Origin of the sequence: Streptomyces griseorubiginosus (assembly GCF_017614965.1) — a bacterium.
Taxonomy (GTDB): domain Bacteria; phylum Actinomycetota; class Actinomycetes; order Streptomycetales; family Streptomycetaceae; genus Streptomyces; species Streptomyces griseorubiginosus_B.
Genome location: NZ_WVUG01000031.1, coordinates 1 through 17,093 on the forward strand (window position 1 = coordinate 1; position 17,093 = coordinate 17,093).

A 17,093-nucleotide genomic window follows, 5' to 3' on the forward strand; every position below is an offset into this window, starting at 1 on the left:
GAGGGGCAGGGCCTCGCCGACCGGCAGGGTCAGGGCGGGGATGGTCCGACGTCGTACGCCCGCGCCGTGCCGTCGTACGACCGTGAGCTCGGTGTCCTCGGCGGGCAGGGGGCCGCCGTCGGGGTCCCAGAAGGCGACGCGGCCGTCCCGGGGCAGGGGCGCGGGCAGGAAGACCGCCGCGAGCCGGACGGGGACCGGCGCCCCCGCGTCCCCCCGCTCCCGCTCTCGCTCCCGCTCGGCCACCGCAGCCGTCGCACGCATACGACCTGTCACCTCCCGCCCGTGTGTCGGATCAGACGTCTTCGACTCTACGGGCGGGCTCTGACAATCGGCCCCGGCGACCCCGGCGGGGCGGCCCTCGCTACGGAACGGTGCGGGAGACGACGTAGAAGAACGGGTTGCGCGGGTCGGCCAGGTTCACCACGACGTCCTGCGTCGGCTTCGGGCTCTTCTGCTTGTGGGTGAGGCCGTACCAGGGGCCGGGGCGGGTGAAGATCCAGCCGGTGATCTTCTGGTCGCGGGCGCTGATCGTGATGTCGTCCTTCTTCAGATCGGCGCGGGTGACGCCCATGTCGTGGAGGAAGACGTCGAGGTTGCGCACGGGCGTCTGGAACTGGACGTAGAGCCGGCTGGTCTTCCAGTTGTTGGTCTCGTAGGAGGCGACCATGCCCGAGGGGTGCGGCATCGGCACCTGGTAGAGGCGGCGCTGCACCTTAGACGGCCAGTCCCTGGTGAGGCCGGTCGCCGCGTACTTGGCCTCCTTGTCCTTGCCGCTGTCGCGGCTCTGGGCCGCGGAGATCACCAGATAGCCGGCCGGGACACCGATGAGCAGCCCGATGATGAGCAGGGTGAGCGCCCGTCGGCGGATCTTGTGACCGCGCGCCTCGGCCGGCTGGGACGGGTCGCCCGCGGTCGCGCCCTGCTGCGGCAGGGATGCCGTCATGCGGTGTCCCGGGTGGAGCGGCGGGCCTGGGTGTAGCGCGCGTAGCGCTCGTACCGCTCGACCCGGCGCCGGTTGGCGCGGCGGAAGCGGCGGGCGACCAGCCGGGCGAGGTCGGCGGCGCCCACCATGCCGGCCTCGGGGCCGAGCTGGGCGCGCACGATCCGGGCCTCGGGGCGGTAGCCGCGGCCGGTGAGCTGCCGCTTGAAGGCGTCGCGCGCGGGGGCGATGAGCAGGTCGTCGGCCGCGCTGACGCCACCGCCGATCACGAAGCAGGACGGGTCCAGGGCCGCGGCGAGGTTGGCGATGCCGACGCCGAGCCACTGGCCGATGTCCTGCAGCAGCTCGACGCACATCGCGTCGCCCTCACGGGCCAGCTCGGTGATCATCGGGCCGGTGATGTCGCCGATCTGCCCCTTGACGTGCTCGATTATCCCGTACGCCACCGGGGAGTCCGCGGCGGCCAGCTCCTTGGCCTCCCGCACCAGGGCGTTGCCGGAGCTGTATTGCTCCCAGCAGCCGCGGTTGCCGCACGGGCAGCGGTGGCCACCGGGCACGACCTGCATATGGCCGAACTCGCCGGCCACGCCGTACTTGCCGCGCTTGACCTGGCCGTCCTCCAGTATGGCGCCGCCGATGCCGGTACCCAGGGTGATCATGACCAGGTGGTCCTCGCCCCGGCCGGCGCCGAAGCGCCACTCGGCCCAGGCGGCGGAGTTGGCGTCGTTGTCCACCAGGACGGGCACCGCGAGCCGGCCCGCGAGGCGGTCGCGCAGGGGCTCGTTGCGCCAGGACAGGTGCGGGGCGAACAGGACGCGGTTGCGGTCGGCGTCCACCCAGCCGGCCGCGCCGATGCCGACGGCGTGCACGTCGTGGCGGTCGGAGAGGTCCAGGACCAGTTCGACGATGGTGTCCTCGACGACCTTGGGGCTCTTGGACTTGTCCGGCGTCTCCGTGCGGAGCTTCTCCAGGATGTTGCCGTCGGCGTCCACGACGCCGGCCATCACCTTGGTGCCGCCGATGTCGATGCCGACGGTGGGGACCCGGGGGGCGGTCAGGTGCGACCGGCGTTCCCGGGTGCCGACGGTGCGCAGTGCGGGGGCACGGCGGGAACCTATGGGGGCGGTGAAGTTGCCGTAGGTGCTCATCAAGGCCCGATTGTGCCGCACGCCCACGGCGGGCGCCGAACGGGGAGCCGCACATCGGTACGGCCCGCGCGCCACGGAGTGATCCGGTTGCCCTTACATTGCGACATACCCGGACCCTCCCCCGAGCCCCTCAGGACCGTACGAGCAGCTGGAACTCGAAGGAGTAGCGGGACGGGCGGTACGTGTGCGTGCCGTACTCGACCGCTCTGCCCGTGTCGTCGAACGTGACGCGCTGCATGGTGAGCAGCGGTGCGCCCTCCTGCTCGCCGAGGCGGTCGGCCTCGGCGGACGTCGCTCCGCGGGCCCCGATGGTCTGGCGGGCGCTGTGCAGGGTGATGCCCACGGCGCGCATCATGCGGTACAGGCCGGTGGACTCCAGCTGGGCCGTGTCCAGGTCGAGCAGGCCCGGCGGGATGAAGTTGCACAGGTGTGCCATCGGCTCGCCGTGCGCGAGACGGAGGCGTTCGACGCGGTGCACGTCGCTGTCCTCGGCGACGCCGAGTGCGGCGGCGACCTCGGCGGTGGCCGGGACGACCGTGTTGACCAGGACCTTCGTCGCGGGGCGCTGACCGGCCGCTTCCAGGTCGTCGTACAGGCTGGAGAGCTCCAGGGGGCGTTTGACCTGGCTGTGCACGACCTGGGTGCCGACGCCGCGGCGGCGCACCAGGAGGCCCTTGTCGACGAGCGACTGGATGGCCTGGCGGACGGTGGGCCGGGACAGGCCGAGCCGTGCGGCCAGCTCGATCTCGTTGCCGAGCAGGCTGCCGGGGGTGAGCGAGCCGTGCTCGATCGCCGCCTCCAGCTGCTGCGACAGCTGGAAGTACAGCGGCACGGGAGAGCTGCGGTCCACACTGAGCTCGAGCGACACGGTCGGGTCCGTTTCTGGTTTCGGCACGGGCCGAGCGTAGCTCCAGGCGTTGTTGACGGGAAGTTGTGTAGTTCGATTGTCCGGACATATGCATTGACAGCACCCGGCTCGGAGCCCCACTTTTGTTCTCATGCGCATCGGGGTCATCGGGACGGGCCGCATCGGCACGATTCATGCGAACACGCTCAGCCGCCACCGTGAGGTGGGTTCGCTGATCCTCACGGACGTGGATCCGGCGCGGGCCCAGGAGCTCGCGCACCGGCTCGGGGAGACGGCGGCGCCAGGAGTGGACGAGATCTTCCGGTGGGGCGTCGACGCCGTGGTGATCACCACGGCCACGGCGGCCCACGCCGAACTGATCGGTCGGGCAGCACGCTCGGGGCTCCCGGTGTTCTGCGAGAAGCCCATCGCCCTGGATCTGCCCGGCACCTTAAGCGCGATCGCCGAGGTCGAATCCGCCGGAACCATTCTGCAGATGGGGTTCCAGCGCCGCTTCGACAAGGGCTACAAAGGCGCACGGGACGCGGTGCGCTCGGGCCGGCTCGGGCGGCTGCACACCGTGCGGGCGCTGACGTCCGACCAGGCCCCGCCGCCGCCCTCCTGGCTGCCGCTGTCCGGCGGGCTGTACCGGGACACGCTGATCCACGACTTCGACGTCCTGCGCTGGGTGACCGGGCACGAGGTGGTCGACGTGTACGCGGCCGGGTCCGACGCCGGGCCCGCGATGTTCCGGGAGGCGGGCGACGTCGACACCGGCGCGGCGCTGCTGACCCTGGACGACGGCACGCTCGCCACGGCCACGGCGACGCGGATGAACGGCGCCGGGTACGACGTACGGATGGAGCTGGCCGGGGAACTGGACCAGATCGTGGTCGGGCTGGACGACCGTACGCCGATCGCGTCCACCGAGCCGACCGGACCGCCGGCCGCGGACAAGCCGTGGTCGGGGTTCCTGGAGCGCTTCGGTCCCGCCTACGAGGCCGAGCTGTCCGCCTTCGTCGAGGTGGTCCTGGGCCACCGGGCCAACCCCTGCGACGGCCGCGAGGCCCTGCAGGCGCTCCGCATCGCCGAGGCCTGCGAGGTCTCCCGACGGGAGCGCAGACCGGTGGCGCTGGCGGAGATCCCGGGCCGGGTGGAGACGGCCTTCAGGTGAGCACCTCTGGTGACCGCTGCCCCGGTGAGCGCCCTCGGGTGAGCGCGTCCCGGTGAGCGCCCTCGGGTGAGCGCGTCCCGGTGAGCGGCATCTGCTGGGTGCCCTCGGGTGAGCGCGTTCCGGTGAGCGGCTTCCGCTGGGCGCCGATGGGTGAGCGCGTTCTGGTGAGCGCTTCCGGTGAGCAGCCGCGGTGAGCACCCTCCAGCAAGCACCCGCGGGTGAACGCGTTACGGTGAGCGGCTTCCGCTGGCGCCCTCGGGCGAGCGCCTCCGTAAGCGGCTTTCGGTGAGCGCCCTCCTGCGAGCGCCTGCGGTGAGCCCCCTTCGGTCAGCACCCTCCGGTAAGCGCTTCCAGTGGTCCCCTGGGTGAACGCCTTCCGGTGAGCGCCTCTGGGGAGCCCCCTCGGGTCAGCGCTCAGGCGCGAACGCCCTCCGGTGAGCGCCTTGACGTGAGTGGGGGCGGCGGGGCGTCACCAGTGGATCGGCAGGCTGCGGACCCCCCGCATCAGCATTCCCGGCAGCCAGGCGCCGGGTGGGCCGTCCGGGGCCAGGGCCGGGGCGCGCTCCAGGAGGGTGCGTATGGCCGTGCGGGCCTCCAGGCGGGCCAGGGGGGCGCCCAGGCAGTAGTGGACGCCGTGGCCGAAGGCGAGGTGGCCGCGGGTGTCGCGGCGCGGGTCGAAGCGGTCGGGGTCGGGATAGCGGCCGGCGTCCCGGTCGGCGGCGGTGAGGCCGACCATGACCGCGTCGCCCCGAACGATCTTCGTGCCGGCGATCTCCAGGGTCTCGGCGGCGAACCGGAAGGTCGCGTTCTCCACCGGTCCCTCCCAGCGCAGCGTCTCCTCCACGACACCGTCCACCAGGTCCATGTCGGCGCGCAGGGCGGCGAGTTGGTCCGGGTGGGTGAGCAGGGCGTGGACGGCGTTGGTGATGAGGTTGACCGTCGTCTCGTGCCCGGCGATGAGCAACACGAAGGCCATGCCGCGCAGTTCGCCCGCCGAGAGCCGGTCGCCGTCCTCGGCGGTGGTGCGGATCAGGTCGCTGAGCAGGTCGCCGCTCGGGCCGGCGCAGCGCTTGTCCTCGATCAGCTCGGTGAGGTACTCCGCGAGCCGGACGAACGCGGCGTGCTCACTGGCGGAGTCGGTCGGCGCGACCGCCTCGGTGGAGATCTTCCGGAACTCCGAGCGGTCCATCTCGGGCACGCCCAGCAGCTCGCAGATCACGGTGATGGGCAGCGGGTAGGACAGCGACTCGACCAGGTCGGCGCGCCCGCGCGGGAGCATCGCGTCGAGCAGGTCGTCGGTGATCTCCTGGATCCTGGGCCGCAGTAGCTCCACCCGGCGCATGGTGAAGGCGCGGGAGACCAGGGAGCGCAGCCGCGTGTGCTGGGGCGGATCGGTGCCCAGCAGGTACTTGCCGATCAGCTCCTCGTCCAGGAACAGCATGCCGATCTTGCTGCCGTCCTTGGACAGCCGCGGGTCGGCGAGCGCGGCACGTGCCTCCTCGTACCCGACGACGAGCCAGGTCTCGTGGTGGGCGTCCACGCCCGGCAGCCGGACGCGGTGCACGGGGCCGCGCTCGCGCAGGCGCGCGTAGACGGGGTGCGGGTCGGTGCGGAAGGCGTCACCGAACTCCCCCAGGTCGATCAACTCCGCCATGCTCTTCCCTGCCCTCCCCCGTCCCCCGTCCGGTTTTCTCCCGGTACCCGGACAACGCACGGCGACCGCCGTCAGTGCCCGTCGCCGCCGGTCTCCTCAAGGAGTCCCGCGTCGTAGGCCAACAGGGCGATCTGGACCCGGTTGTTGAGGTCGAGCTTGGCCAGGATGCGGGAGACGTGGGTCTTCACGGTGGCGACGCTCATGAACAGCTCCGCGGCGATCTCGGCGTTGGCGAGACCGCGGCCGACCGCGACGGCGACCTCGCGTTCGCGGTCGTTGAGGAGCGCGATGCGCGCGCGGGCGCGCGTGCGGCGCGTGTCGGCGGCGTTGCCCACGGCGTGCTCGACCAGCTGGCGGGTGACGGTCGGCGACAGCACCGGGTCGCCGGTCGCGACCCGGCGCACCGCGTCGACGATCTCGGCGGGCGGGGTGTCCTTGAGGACGAACCCGGCGGCACCCGCGCGCAGGGCGCGCAGCACCTGTTCGTCGGCGTGGAAGGTGGTGAGGACCACGATCTGCGGGGCGTCCTTGCGGGCGCGCAGCCGTTCGGTGGCCGTGAGCCCGTCGACCGACGGCATCCGGATGTCCATGAGGACGACGTCCGGGCGGGTGCGGTCGACGAGCGCCTCGACCTCGCTTCCGTCGGCGGCCTCGCCGACGATCTCGATGTCGTCGGCACCGCCCATCATCAGGGACAGTCCGGCCCGCACCAGGGGGTCGTCGTCGACGAGCAGCAGTCTGATCGCAGTCATGGGGCTTACGTAACCAGATCCGCCATCGGCTCATCGGGTGAAGTCATGCCCAGGGCAGCCATGCCCGCACCTGGAACCCGCCGTCCTTGCGCACCCCGTGCTCCAGCCGGCCGCCGGCCAGCGTGGCCCGCTCCGTCAGTCCGATCAGGCCCTGCCCGGACCCGGGGACGGACGGGACGTCCCCCTCGGGGGCGGGGTTGCCCACGGTCACGACGAGTCCGTCTCCGGGGGCGCCCTCGACCTCGACGGTGACCTCCGTGCCGGGGGCGTGCTTGCGGGCGTTGGTGAGGCCCTCCTGGGCGATGCGGTAGGCGGTGCGGCCGACGGAGGCGGGCACGGCGGCCGGGTCGGCGACCCGGCCGGCCAGGGTGACCTTCATGCCGGCCTCCCGGGACTCGGCGACCAGCGCGTCGAGCGCGGCGAGCGTCGGCTGGGGACGTCCCGCCTCGTCGGGCTCGCCGGCGCGCAGCACGCCGATGATCTCCCGCAGGTCCTGCAGTGCCTCGTGGGCGCTCTCCCGGATGACGCCGGCCGCCCGCGCGACCTCCTCGCGGGGTGCGTCGGGGCGGAACTCCAGGGCGCCCGCGTGGACGCTCAGCAGCGTCAGCCGGTGCGCGAGGACGTCGTGCATCTCCCGGGCGATGGCCTCCCGGGCCAGCCGCTGCGCCTGCTCGGCCCGCAGCCGGGCCTCCGTCTCGGCACGCCGGGCCCGGTCCCGCAGGCTCACCATGAGCTGCCGTTTGGACCGTACGAACATGCCCCAGCCGATCACCGTGAGGGTGAGCAGCTCGGTGAAGGCGACCGCTCCGGCGTACGGCAGGTCGGGGTCGGGGCGCATCCAGAAGAACAGCGGGACCAGTGCCAGCTGGATGCCGCCTATCCAGCCGACGTACCGGAAGGGCCGGTGCACGGCGAGCGTGAAGAGGGCGATCATGGCCGCGCCGCCCGCCGTGTTCGACAGCAGGCCGACGGGGATCATGGCGACGGCCAGCCCGAGCGGCCAGCGGCGCCGCACCCAGACCGCGCCGCAGGCGAGGGCGCCGAGCAACTGGTCCAGGACGGCCAGGGAGTGCGGGGTGTGCTGGTCGTGGGAGAGGGTGTCCGCGGCCGCCAGACCGATGACGACGGCGAGCAGGAAGCAGGTGAAGTCGACGACCCAGTCGCGGGCGGTGCGCCGGGGCCGCCCGGAGCGCCCCCTCCGCCCGGCGTCGGGGTCGAGTTCATGGAGGACGGCGGACGGAAACAGCCATCCGCGCCCCACGATCCGCGCCGGTTCGTCATCGCTCACGGTCGACAAATCTACGCAGCCGGAGCGCCGTGCACCCCTCCGTGCGGGCGATCGCCGACCAAAGTCGCACCGCCGCAGACTTTCGGCGCGTGCGGGCCCGCGAGGGGGTCCTTCGGTCGGACATGGCTCGCCCCGCGGCCGATGTGTGTGGGGGGACCGCGGGGCGAGGGTCGTGCCATGAAACGGCTACTGGAGGTTCTCGGTTTTCTCGCACTGGTGCAGGGCGTGCTGGGCCTGGTCGACGAGTTCACCCACTGGCATGCGGGCCTCGTGCGGCGGCTCGGATTCCTCGACGGCTACGGGGTCTACGCGAGCGTCGCCCTGCTGGTCCTGGCGTTCGCGCTGTTCGCCGCGGCGGAGAGCCGGAAGTCCGGCTGACTCAGCAGTCGAAGTCGATCAGGTCGAACGTGGCGTAGTGGTCGGAGGTGTAGTAGTCCTCCTGGTACTCCTCACCGGTCACGATGCGGCGGGCCCCACGCGTGGAGGAGCCCGGCGTCTTGACCGTGTACTCGTGGTAGTACCCGGACGGCTGGCTGGGCAGGACGTGTTCCTGGTTGCGGAAGACGACGCCGTCCTGCGAGTACGGGAAGGGGCCGCCCGAGGCGATCAGGTCGAGCGTGTCGTACGCCTGGGAGGGCAGGTCGCCGTAGCAGATGCTGCCGACGGCGGCGGACGCCGGCGTGGCGGTGACGGCGCCGCCGACGAGGAGGGCGGACACGAGAGCGGCTGCGGCACCGATGCGAGTGGCGCGTGGGGGGATTCTCATGCCCCTCATGATGACGCGCGTAGACCGTGGCATGTCAATGACAACTCCGTGGATTTTGCCGTGGCGTCGGATGAGTTTTCCGCGCGTTAACGTGGGGCCGCGCGTCGCCACACGGTCCCCACACCGCGTACGGTCAGGCGTTCTCCGGAAGCTCGTAGGAGCCGTACTCGGGCCGGCCCGCCGCGTCGTACGTCTGGATGGAGACGCCGGCGGGGGTGACACGTCCGCCGGTGTGGCGGAACTTCGTCGGCACGGAGCCCTCCGGGAAGAGGCGCAGGCCGGAACCGAGGACCACCGGGAACGTCGCCAGGTGCACGGTGTCGAGCAGGTCGAGCGAGAGCAGGGAGCGCACGAGGGCGCCGCTGCCGTGCACCTGGATCTCGCCGTCGGTGCGCTCCTTGAGCGCGGAGACCTCCTTGGCGAGGTCACCGCCGAGCACGGTGGTGCCGGACCACGAGGGGTCGGTGAGGGTGGCCGAGGGGACGTACTTCGGCAGGGCGTTCAGCTGGGCTGCGACGCGGTTGGCCGGGTCGGTCACCTTCGGCCAGTACCCGGCGAAGATGTCGTACGTACGGCGGCCGAGGAGGAACGCCGAGGGGCGTTCGAACACCTCGCTGATGAACTGTCCGAAGCCTTCGTCGCCGTAGACGAAACTCCAGCCGCCGTGCTCGAAGCCGCCCCGGGTGTCCTCCTGCGGGCCGCCCGGGCCCTGGTAGACGCCGTCGAGGGTGACGAAGATGGTGGAGACGAGCTTGCCCATGTCGGGTGCCTGCTTCCTTCAGTGGGGTCTGTTGTCATCACCTCAGACCCCGCGGCGCCCCGCAACTCATCGCTCACGCGCGCGTGTACGGCGGCTCAGCCGGCGTTCGTCGAGAAGAGGCCGCCCGTCGGACCCTGCTTGTCGCCGCCCTGGGCCTTCCTCAGGGCGTTGGCCAGGCTCTCGATGGTCAGGGACTGGAGGATGACGCGGCCGTTGCCTTCCAGGGTGGCCAGGGAGAGGCCCTCGCCGCCGAAGACGGCGTTCATGATGCCCTGGCGGTTGAGGCCGCCGACGCGCTGGACGCCGTACTGGATGCCCTCCTCGAAGGCGACGACGCAGCCGGTGTCGACCTCGATACGGCCGCCGAAGTCGGCCGGGTTGAGATCGATGAAGTTGCCGGCGCCGGCGATGATCACCGTGCCGCGGCCGGTGAACTTCTCCAGGATGAAGCCCTCGCCGCCGCTCATGCCGGTGCGGCCGCCCTGGAAGGCGATGCCGAAGTCGACGGTGGACTCCGCGGCCACGAAGGCGTCCTTCTCGGCGAACCACGCGCGTGTGCCGTCGAGTTCCAGGGCGCGCATCTCGCCGGGGAGCACGCCCGCGAAGCCGACCGTGCCCTCGCCGCCCTGGGCGCTGAAGTACTGGAAGGCCATCGACTCGCCCGCGAGCATGCGCTGGCCGACCTGCATGGCGGTGCCCATGGCCTGGCGCAGCATGCCGCCCATGCCGCCGCCTCCGCCCTGCGGCTGGCCGCCGTTCGACGGACCCGACAGGCGGGTCTCCATGGTCACGTTCACCGTCTTGAACAGGAACTTTCCGGCCTCGCAGTAGACGGTCTGGCCGGGCTGCAGGTTGACGACCGCCATCTGCATGGCGTTGCCGACGATCTCTTGCTGAAGTGTCACGTGGAAGGAACGCCAGAAGGGCCGTGAAGAGTTCCGGCTCGTCCGGCCCTTCCGGGCGGGGCGAGGTCGGTGTCCGACGGCCGCCAGCGCCGGCGCGTGACGGCCACTGGGATGGGCCCCATGACAACACTGACAACGACTTACGGGGCGCTGCACGGCAAGGTGGCGCTGGTCACCGGGGGCAGCCGTGGCATCGGCGCGGCGACGGTGGTGCGGCTCGCGCGGTGAGGTACAGCGCTGACCCTGACGCGTCGCACGCGCGTGCGGGCCGCGGTCGCGCGGGGCGCCCCCGGCGCGCGGGGCACGAGGCGCCCCGGCGCGCGGGTCGACCGGCGCGCCCCCGCGCTCGTGCTATCCGCCCAGTTCCTGGTGCCGCGCCGACAGGTCCGACGCGCCCTGGGGTGTCAGGGAGCCGAACAGTCGCAGTCGGGAGATGCCTCCGTCGGGATAGATGTCCACGCGTGCGTGCGTGCCGGTCGCCGGGGTCGGGAGGACGAAGCGGTGGTTGGTGTCGGGCTGGAGGCGGGTGCGCGGGAGGATCTCCGTCCAGTCGCCGCTCTCGCCGTCCTTGACGGACACCGACGCCCAGCCCGCGCTGTTGCCCTTCAGATACGCCGTGTCGATCTCCAGGGCGCGGATGGCCGCCTGAGCCGCCAGGCGGTAGCGGATCCAGTCGTTGCCCCGGTCACGGCGCCGGCGGGTCTCCCAGCCGTCGTCCATCTTGCGGGAGCGGCCCGGCTGGATGGTGTTGGTGGCCGGCGAGTAGAAGAGGTTCGAGGCGTCCTCGACCCGGCCGCCGTTCTCCAGGGCGACGACGTCGAAGGTGCCGAGGGTCGCCAGCCACGTCGGATCGGGCACGACCTCCCCGTACACCCGCAGGCGCGCGATGCCTCCGTCGGGGTGCTGGTTGACCCTGAGGTGCGTGAAGCGCTGCTCGGCCAGGACGGCGAAGCCGTTCGCCGCGTGGCCGCCGACCGGGGTGCGCGGGACGAGGGTCGTCCACTTCACGTCGTCGCCGAGGAGTTCCTCCGGGGAGGGGGAACCGGGCACGGAGGTGCCCTCGACCGACACCGCCTGCGGGTGGTTTCCGCGGAAGTGCGCCGTGTCGACGACGATGCCCCGGATCACGCCGGGCGCGCCGAGGCGGACCAGGGCCCAGTCGTGGTCCTCGGCCGTCGGCCACGGGTGCCCGGCGCTCGCGCCGCGGCGGCGCCGGGTCTCCCAGCCGTCCATGATCTTGCCCTTGTGCCCGAAGTGCTCGGGGTCGAACTCGGCCGGCCCGGGCACCAGGAGGTTCTCCCGCTGGGCGAAGAACTCGTCGTTGGCGGCGATGACTCCGGCGCCGAGCTGCCGGTCGGCGAGGTTGGCGTACTGGGTGAAGGGGAAGTCGGCGGTGCGGTAGTCCGCGTACGGGTCGCCGCCGCCGTAGGGGTTCGCGTCGCCGGTGAAGCTGGGGATCGCCGTCACGGGGTGTGTGCCTTTCGGGAGTCGGCCGCTGCGGGTGCGGAGGGAGGTCAGGGGGTGCGGGTGAGCAGTCGGCCCTTCGGCGCGGTGAACTCACCGTTCGCCACGATGCGTTCGCCGCGCAGCCAGGTCGACCTCACGACGCCGGACAGGGTCCTGCCCGCGTACGCCGTCACACGGTTGCGGTGCTGGAGGGCCGCCGGGTCGACGGTGAACGTCTCGTCGGGGGCGAGGACGGCGAAGTCGGCGTCGTGACCGGGGGCGATGGCGCCCTTGCGCGCGTCCAGGCCGACCAGTTCCGAGGTCCGCGTGGACATCCAGCGGACCACGTCCTCCAACGAATGGCCACGCGCACGGGCCGCGGTCCAGACCGCGGACAGGCTCAGCTGCAGTCCCGAGATGCCGCCCCAGGCGGTCGCGAAGTCGTCCGTCTTGAGGTCGGCCGTGGACGGGGAGTGGTCGGTGACCACGCAGTCGATCGTGCCGTCGGCCAGCGCCTGCCACAGCAGGTCCTGGTTGGCGGACTCGCGGATGGGCGGGCAGCACTTGAACTCACTGGCGCCGTCCGGCACTTCCTCCGCGGTGAGGGTCAGATAGTGCGGGCAGGTCTCGACGGTGACGCGGACGCCCTCCGCCTTCGCCTCGGCGATCAGCGGCAGCGCGTCGCTCGACGACAGGTGCAGTACGTGCACGCGCGCGTCGAGGCGTTTCGCCTGGGCGATGAGCTGCGCGATCGCCGTGTCCTCGGCGTCGCGCGGGCGGGAGGCGAGGAAGTCGGCGTAGCGGGGGCCGCCCTGCTGGGGCGCGGCCTGCAGGTGGTGCGGGTCCTCGGCGTGCACGATCAGCAGGCCACCGAAGGAGGAGATCTCGGCCAGGGACCGGGCGAGCCCGTCCTGGTCGAGGTGGGGGAACTCGTCCACGCCGGACGGGGACAGGAACGCCTTGAAGCCGAAGACACCGGCCTCGTGCAACGGGCGGAGGTCCTTGACGTTGTCCGGCAGGGCGCCGCCCCAGAAGCCGACGTCGATGTGCGCCTTGTCGGCGGCGACCGCCTGCTTGGTGCGGAGGTGGTCGACCGTCGTGGTCGGCGGGAGGGAGTTGAGCGGCATGTCGACGAGGGTGGTGATGCCGCCGGCCGCCGCCGCGCGCGTGGCGGTCCAGAAGCCCTCCCACTCGGTGCGGCCCGGGTCGTTGACGTGCACGTGCGTGTCGACCAGGCCGGGCAGCAGGACGTCGTCACCGAGGTCCTCCAGGCGGGCACCCTCCGGTACGGGAGCGTCGTACGCCCGTACGGCCGTGATCCTGCCCCCGGCGACCGCGACCGAGGCGGCCCGTGTTCCCTCCGGGGTGATGACGCGCGTCGAGCGCAGCACCAGTTCAGCGTCGGACACCCGGACCCCTCTCTGCCGCCGTTAACTTCCGCGTAACGGAATTCAACTTTCTGTTGAAGGAGTCTTCACTCCCACCCCCGCGCCGTCAAGGGCACACTGACGGACGGGGCCGCCCTGGCGGCCACTCTGGACGTTTCCACGAAGCGGAATTAGACTTCCAGCAAGCAGAACGTAGCTACGCACCAGCGGGGAGTCAACCGACCGGCGGGTAGGCTGCTGCCCCTCCCGCCAGTCCCGAAAGGAACGCGCCGTGCCGACGTCCAGCGCCAGCACCACCGACTCCGCCAGGTCCAACGGCGGGGGTGTCCAGTCCCTCGAGCGCGCCTTCGATCTGCTCGAGCGGATGGCCGACGCGGGCGGCGAGGTCGGCCTGAGCGAGCTCTCCGCGAGCAGCGGGCTGCCGCTGCCCACCATCCACCGTCTGATGCGTACGCTCGTGGCCTGCGGTTACGTCCGTCAGCAGCCGAATCGCCGGTACGCGCTGGGCCCCCGTCTGATCCGCCTCGGCGAGTCCGCGTCCCGTCTGCTCGGCACCTGGGCACGGCCCTATCTGGCCCGGCTGGTCGAGGAGACCGGCGAGACGGCGAACATGGCCCTGCTGGACGGCGACGAGATCGTGTACGTCGCCCAGGTGCCGTCCAAGCACTCGATGCGCATGTTCACGGAGGTCGGCCGCCGCGTGCTGCCGCACTCGACGGGGGTGGGCAAGGCCCTGCTGGCCAACACCCCGGACGACGAGGTGCGCGCCCTGCTGGCCCGTACCGGCATGCCGGCCGCGACGGACAGGACGATCACCACGCCGGAGGGATTCCTGGCGGCACTGGAGGACGTCCGCCGGCAGGGGTACGCGATCGACGACAACGAGCAGGAGGTCGGGGTGCGCTGCCTCGCGGTCTCCGTGCCCGACTCCCCCACCGCCGCCGCCATTTCGATCTCGGGGCCCGCGGGGCGGGTCACGGAGTCGGCGACCGAGCGGATCGTGCCGGTGCTCCAGCAGGTGGCCGGCGAACTGTCCCAGGCACTGGCCAGCCAGAACCCGGCGTGACGCCCCGCCGGAGCCGACCGGTCGGCCACACCGGCCGGTGAGTGGGTCAGGACCTGGGTTCCCCGAACAGCTCCACCGCGTTGCGGACCTCCGTCAGACCCCGGGACAGGGCGCTCACCGAGCCGATCGCGCCCGCTATCAGCAGCAACGAGCTGCGCAGGCGGGGGACTTCGGGGGTGCCGTAGGTGACCATGGCGGCGAGGGCGGCGAGTTCGTCCTCGGCGATGGCGCGGTCGGGGAACTCCGCCGGATGCGCGGCCAGTTCACGGCGCAACCGGGAGACCGCGGTCCGCAGTCCCGCCACTCTCGGGTCCTCGTCACTGCCGGTCACTGGCCTCTGCCCCAAGCTCCGCAACACAGCTCTCCCCCTCGCACGCCCTTGTGCGCCGTCGTGTGGTGATCCCGCCGCGCATCCCCTGTGGCGTTGGTCGGGCGCCGGGGGACGCGGGTCAGTAAACGCCACCCGATGCCCGGCGCGCCACCGTGCGGACCGAAATTCAGCCCCCGGAAACCAGGCACTCGCCCCGATGTCAGGTATGCAGGAGGCATGAGGGACGGACAGGGGAACGTGGCCGGACTGCTGCTCGCCGCGGGGGGCGGCCGGCGGCTCGGCGGGCGGCCCAAGGCGCTTCTGGAGCACCGCGGGCGGCCACTGGTGGAGCATGCGGTGGGTGTGCTGCGAGCAGCCGGGTGCGAGCGGGTCCATGTGGTGCTCGGGGCCGCGGCGCAAGAGGTGCGCGAGCGGGCGCGGCTGGAGGGGTGCGTGCTCGTCGAGAACCCCGGCTGGGCCGACGGCATGGGGTCGTCGCTGCGGGCCGGGCTGGACTCGCTCGCCGGTACGGGGGCGCGGGGCGCGCTCGTCTCGCTCGTCGACCAGCCCGGCATCGGGCCCGAGGCCGTGCGGCGGGTGCTCGCGGGCTTCGCGGGCGAGGACTCGCTCGTCTCCGCCGCCTACGGCGGCGTACGCGGCCACCCGGTCCTCTTCGGCGCCGGGCACTGGGCGGGGATCGCGGCGACTGCGACCGGCGACCGGGGGGCACGCGCCTATCTGAAGGAGCACCGGGAGGCGATCAGGCTCGTCGAGTGCGGGGACGTGGCGCGGCCGTACGACATCGACACCGAGGCCGACCTCGCACACCTTCAGTGAACGCGATGGCACTCGGCGCCACCTTGCCTCGACCCGGAGAATCTCGACATCAACAAACCATTGAACTTCCACGATGAGGAAACTAGTATCCACTGTTCAGAAGCGCCCTCCTCATGCGAGGGCGCCGCTCGCCGTACCCGGTTCGACTGGCACCCGGTGCCACCGCTGAAGGAAGTGACAGCTCATGTCCGCACCAGCGCCGTCCCCGCTGGCCATCGTCGACGCCGAGCCCCTGCCCCGGCAGGAGGAGGTCCTCACCGAGGCGGCCCTCGCCTTCGTCGCCGAGCTGCACCGGCGGTTCACGCCGCGCCGTGACGAACTCCTCGCCCGCCGCGCCGAGCGCCGCGCCGAGATCGCCCGCACCTCCACCCTCGACTTCCTCCCCGAGACCGCCGCGATCCGCGCCGACGACTCCTGGAAGGTGGCCCCCTGCCCGCCCGCGCTGCAGGACCGCCGGGTCGAGATCACCGGCCCCACCGACCGCAAGATGACCATCAACGCCCTCAACTCCGGCGCCAGGGTATGGCTCGCGGACTTCGAGGACGCCTCCGCGCCGACCTGGGAGAACGTGGTCACCGGTCAGATCAACCTGATCGACGCGTACACCCGGAACATCGACTTCACCGACCCGGCGAGCGGCAAGTCGTACGCCCTGCGCCCGAACGAGGAGCTGGCGACGGTCGTCATGCGCCCGCGCGGCTGGCACCTCGGCGAGCGGCACCTGGTCGACGCCGACGGCTCCCCGGTTCCCGGCGCCCTCGTCGACTTCGGCCTCTACTTCTTCCACAACGCCCAGCGCCTGCTCGACCTCGGCAAGGGCCCGTACTTCTACCTCCCGAAGACCGAGTCGCACCTCGAGGCGCGGCTGTGGAACGACGTGTTCGTCTTCGCGCAGGACCACGTCGGCGTCCCGCAGGGCACCATCCGCGCGACCGTGCTGATCGAGACGATCACCGCGGCCTACGAGATGGAGGAGATCCTCTACGAACTGCGCGACCACGCCTCGGGGTTGAACGCCGGCCGCTGGGACTACCTGTTCTCCATCGTCAAGAACTTCCGTGACGGCGGCGCCAAGTTCGTCCTCCCGGACCGCAACGCGGTCACGATGACGGCCCCGTTCATGCGGGCGTACACCGAACTCCTGGTCCGCACCTGCCACAAGCGCGGCGCGCACGCGATCGGCGGCATGGCGGCGTTCATCCCCTCCCGCCGGGACGCCGAGGTCAACAAGGTCGCCTTCGAGAAGGTCCGCGCCGACAAGGACCGTGAGGCCGGCGACGGGTTCGACGGCTCCTGGGTCGCCCACCCCGACCTGGTCCCGATCGCCATGGAGTCCTTCGACAAGGTCCTCGGCGACCGGCCGAACCAGAAGGACCGGCTGCGCGAGGACGTCCACGTGGAGGCGGCCGACCTGATCGCGATCGACTCGCTGGACGCGAAGCCGACCTACGCCGGTCTCGTCAACGCCGTCCAGGTGGGCATCCGTTACATCGAGGCGTGGCTGCGGGGCCTGGGCGCGGTCGCCATCTTCAACCTCATGGAGGACGCGGCCACCGCCGAGATCTCCCGCTCGCAGATCTGGCAGTGGATCAACGCGGGCGTCGAGTTCGAGAACGGCGAGAAGGCCACCCCGGAGCTGGCCCGCAAGGTCGCCGCCGAGGAACTCGACGCCATCCGTGCGGAGATCGGCGAGGAGGCCTTCACGGCCGGCCACTGGCAGCAGGCCCACGACCTGCTGCTCCAGGTCTCCCTCGACGCCGACTACGCCGACTTCCTGACCCTGCCGGCGTACGAGCAGCTGCGCGGCTGAGA

18 protein-coding genes and 1 pseudogene are annotated in these 17,093 nt (G+C 71.9%); 6 read left to right on the top strand and 13 right to left on the bottom strand.

The window, feature by feature from the left end:
- The 4 genes from GRC12_RS08955 to GRC12_RS08970 form a co-directional block, all read right to left on the bottom strand.
- A partial coding sequence (locus GRC12_RS08955) for a hypothetical protein (protein WP_208778650.1) occupies positions 1-261 on the bottom strand: 261 nt, incomplete at its 3' end.
- Between the two features lie 100 nt (positions 262-361).
- Positions 362-943 carry a sugar kinase gene (locus GRC12_RS08960; RefSeq protein ID WP_208778651.1) on the bottom strand — a complete coding sequence of 194 codons (582 nt, stop codon included), beginning with the start codon at positions 941-943 and terminating at the stop codon, positions 362-364.
- Positions 940-2,088: an ROK family glucokinase gene (locus tag GRC12_RS08965; protein WP_208778689.1), complete on the bottom strand. Its 1,149-nt coding sequence runs from the start codon at positions 2,086-2,088 to the stop codon at positions 940-942. Before GRC12_RS08965 ends, GRC12_RS08960 begins: the two co-directional genes overlap by 4 nt.
- A gap of 130 nt (positions 2,089-2,218) precedes the next feature.
- Entirely contained in the window at positions 2,219-2,956 is a 738-nt protein-coding gene (locus GRC12_RS08970; RefSeq protein ID WP_208778690.1) for a GntR family transcriptional regulator, read from the bottom strand.
- 130 nt (positions 2,957-3,086) lie between these two features.
- Here GRC12_RS08970 and GRC12_RS08975 point away from each other — a divergent pair, with 130 nt between their 5' ends.
- A complete protein-coding gene (locus GRC12_RS08975) occupies positions 3,087-4,109 on the top strand; it encodes a Gfo/Idh/MocA family protein (RefSeq protein ID WP_208778652.1) in 1,023 nt (340 codons plus the stop codon).
- A 469-nt stretch (positions 4,110-4,578) separates the two neighbouring features.
- Here the strand turns inward: GRC12_RS08975 and GRC12_RS08980 are convergent, their stop codons facing one another.
- The 3 genes from GRC12_RS08980 to GRC12_RS08990 all read right to left on the bottom strand — a co-directional run bounded on the left by GRC12_RS08980 (position 4,579) and on the right by GRC12_RS08990 (position 7,812).
- On the bottom strand, positions 4,579-5,763 hold the full coding sequence (locus GRC12_RS08980) for a cytochrome P450 family protein (protein ID WP_208778653.1): 1,185 nt from the start codon (positions 5,761-5,763) through the stop codon (positions 4,579-4,581).
- Positions 5,764-5,834: 71 nt separating this feature from the next.
- Complete coding sequence (locus tag GRC12_RS08985) at positions 5,835-6,515, bottom strand: response regulator transcription factor (protein WP_133041774.1); 681 nt, start codon at positions 6,513-6,515, stop codon at positions 5,835-5,837.
- A gap of 43 nt (positions 6,516-6,558) precedes the next feature.
- Positions 6,559-7,812, bottom strand: a complete 1,254-nt coding sequence (locus GRC12_RS08990) for a sensor histidine kinase (RefSeq protein WP_208778654.1) — start codon at positions 7,810-7,812, stop codon at positions 6,559-6,561.
- Positions 7,813-7,980: 168 nt separating this feature from the next.
- Between GRC12_RS08990 and GRC12_RS08995 the strand changes: the two genes are divergently transcribed.
- Positions 7,981-8,181 (top strand): hypothetical protein, encoded by a 201-nt coding sequence (locus GRC12_RS08995; protein WP_208778655.1) that lies wholly within the window; start codon positions 7,981-7,983, stop codon positions 8,179-8,181.
- A 1-nt stretch (position 8,182) separates the two neighbouring features.
- Here the strand turns inward: GRC12_RS08995 and GRC12_RS09000 are convergent, their stop codons facing one another.
- The 3 genes from GRC12_RS09000 to GRC12_RS09010 form a co-directional block, all read right to left on the bottom strand.
- Entirely contained in the window at positions 8,183-8,569 is a 387-nt protein-coding gene (locus tag GRC12_RS09000) for a ribonuclease domain-containing protein (RefSeq protein WP_208778656.1), read from the bottom strand.
- Between the two features lie 133 nt (positions 8,570-8,702).
- On the bottom strand, positions 8,703-9,329 hold the full coding sequence (locus tag GRC12_RS09005) for a dihydrofolate reductase family protein (RefSeq protein WP_208778657.1): 627 nt from the start codon (positions 9,327-9,329) through the stop codon (positions 8,703-8,705).
- A gap of 95 nt (positions 9,330-9,424) precedes the next feature.
- A complete protein-coding gene (locus GRC12_RS09010) occupies positions 9,425-10,234 on the bottom strand; it encodes an AIM24 family protein (RefSeq protein ID WP_208778658.1) in 810 nt (269 codons plus the stop codon).
- A gap of 120 nt (positions 10,235-10,354) precedes the next feature.
- Here GRC12_RS09010 and GRC12_RS09015 point away from each other — a divergent pair.
- Positions 10,355-10,459 (top strand): annotated as a pseudogene (locus GRC12_RS09015) (oxidoreductase); the annotation flags it as partial.
- Positions 10,460-10,585: 126 nt separating this feature from the next.
- Here the strand turns inward: GRC12_RS09015 and alc are convergent.
- Both alc and allB read right to left on the bottom strand, forming a co-directional pair.
- Positions 10,586-11,701 (bottom strand): allantoicase, encoded by a 1,116-nt coding sequence (gene alc, locus GRC12_RS09020; protein ID WP_208778659.1) that lies wholly within the window; start codon positions 11,699-11,701, stop codon positions 10,586-10,588.
- A 47-nt stretch (positions 11,702-11,748) separates the two neighbouring features.
- Positions 11,749-13,089, bottom strand: a complete 1,341-nt coding sequence (gene allB / locus GRC12_RS09025; protein ID WP_208778660.1) for an allantoinase AllB — start codon at positions 13,087-13,089, stop codon at positions 11,749-11,751.
- A 250-nt stretch (positions 13,090-13,339) separates the two neighbouring features.
- On the opposite strand from allB, the gene GRC12_RS09030 reads away from it, so the two are divergent.
- Positions 13,340-14,134 carry an IclR family transcriptional regulator gene (locus tag GRC12_RS09030; RefSeq protein WP_133041765.1) on the top strand — a complete coding sequence of 265 codons (795 nt, stop codon included), beginning with the start codon at positions 13,340-13,342 and terminating at the stop codon, positions 14,132-14,134.
- A 46-nt stretch (positions 14,135-14,180) separates the two neighbouring features.
- Here the strand turns inward: GRC12_RS09030 and GRC12_RS09035 are convergent, their stop codons facing one another.
- The gene (locus GRC12_RS09035) at positions 14,181-14,465 is read right to left on the bottom strand and encodes a DUF5955 family protein (RefSeq protein WP_308286507.1); all 285 of its coding nucleotides are present in this window, start codon (positions 14,463-14,465) and stop codon (positions 14,181-14,183) included.
- A 216-nt stretch (positions 14,466-14,681) separates the two neighbouring features.
- Between GRC12_RS09035 and GRC12_RS09040 the strand changes: the two genes are divergently transcribed.
- Both GRC12_RS09040 and aceB read left to right on the top strand, forming a co-directional pair.
- A complete protein-coding gene (locus GRC12_RS09040; protein ID WP_208778661.1) occupies positions 14,682-15,281 on the top strand; it encodes a nucleotidyltransferase family protein in 600 nt (199 codons plus the stop codon).
- Between the two features lie 184 nt (positions 15,282-15,465).
- The gene (gene aceB / locus GRC12_RS09045) at positions 15,466-17,091 is read left to right on the top strand and encodes a malate synthase A (protein WP_208778662.1); all 1,626 of its coding nucleotides are present in this window, start codon (positions 15,466-15,468) and stop codon (positions 17,089-17,091) included.
- Positions 17,092-17,093 lie beyond the last annotated feature (2 nt).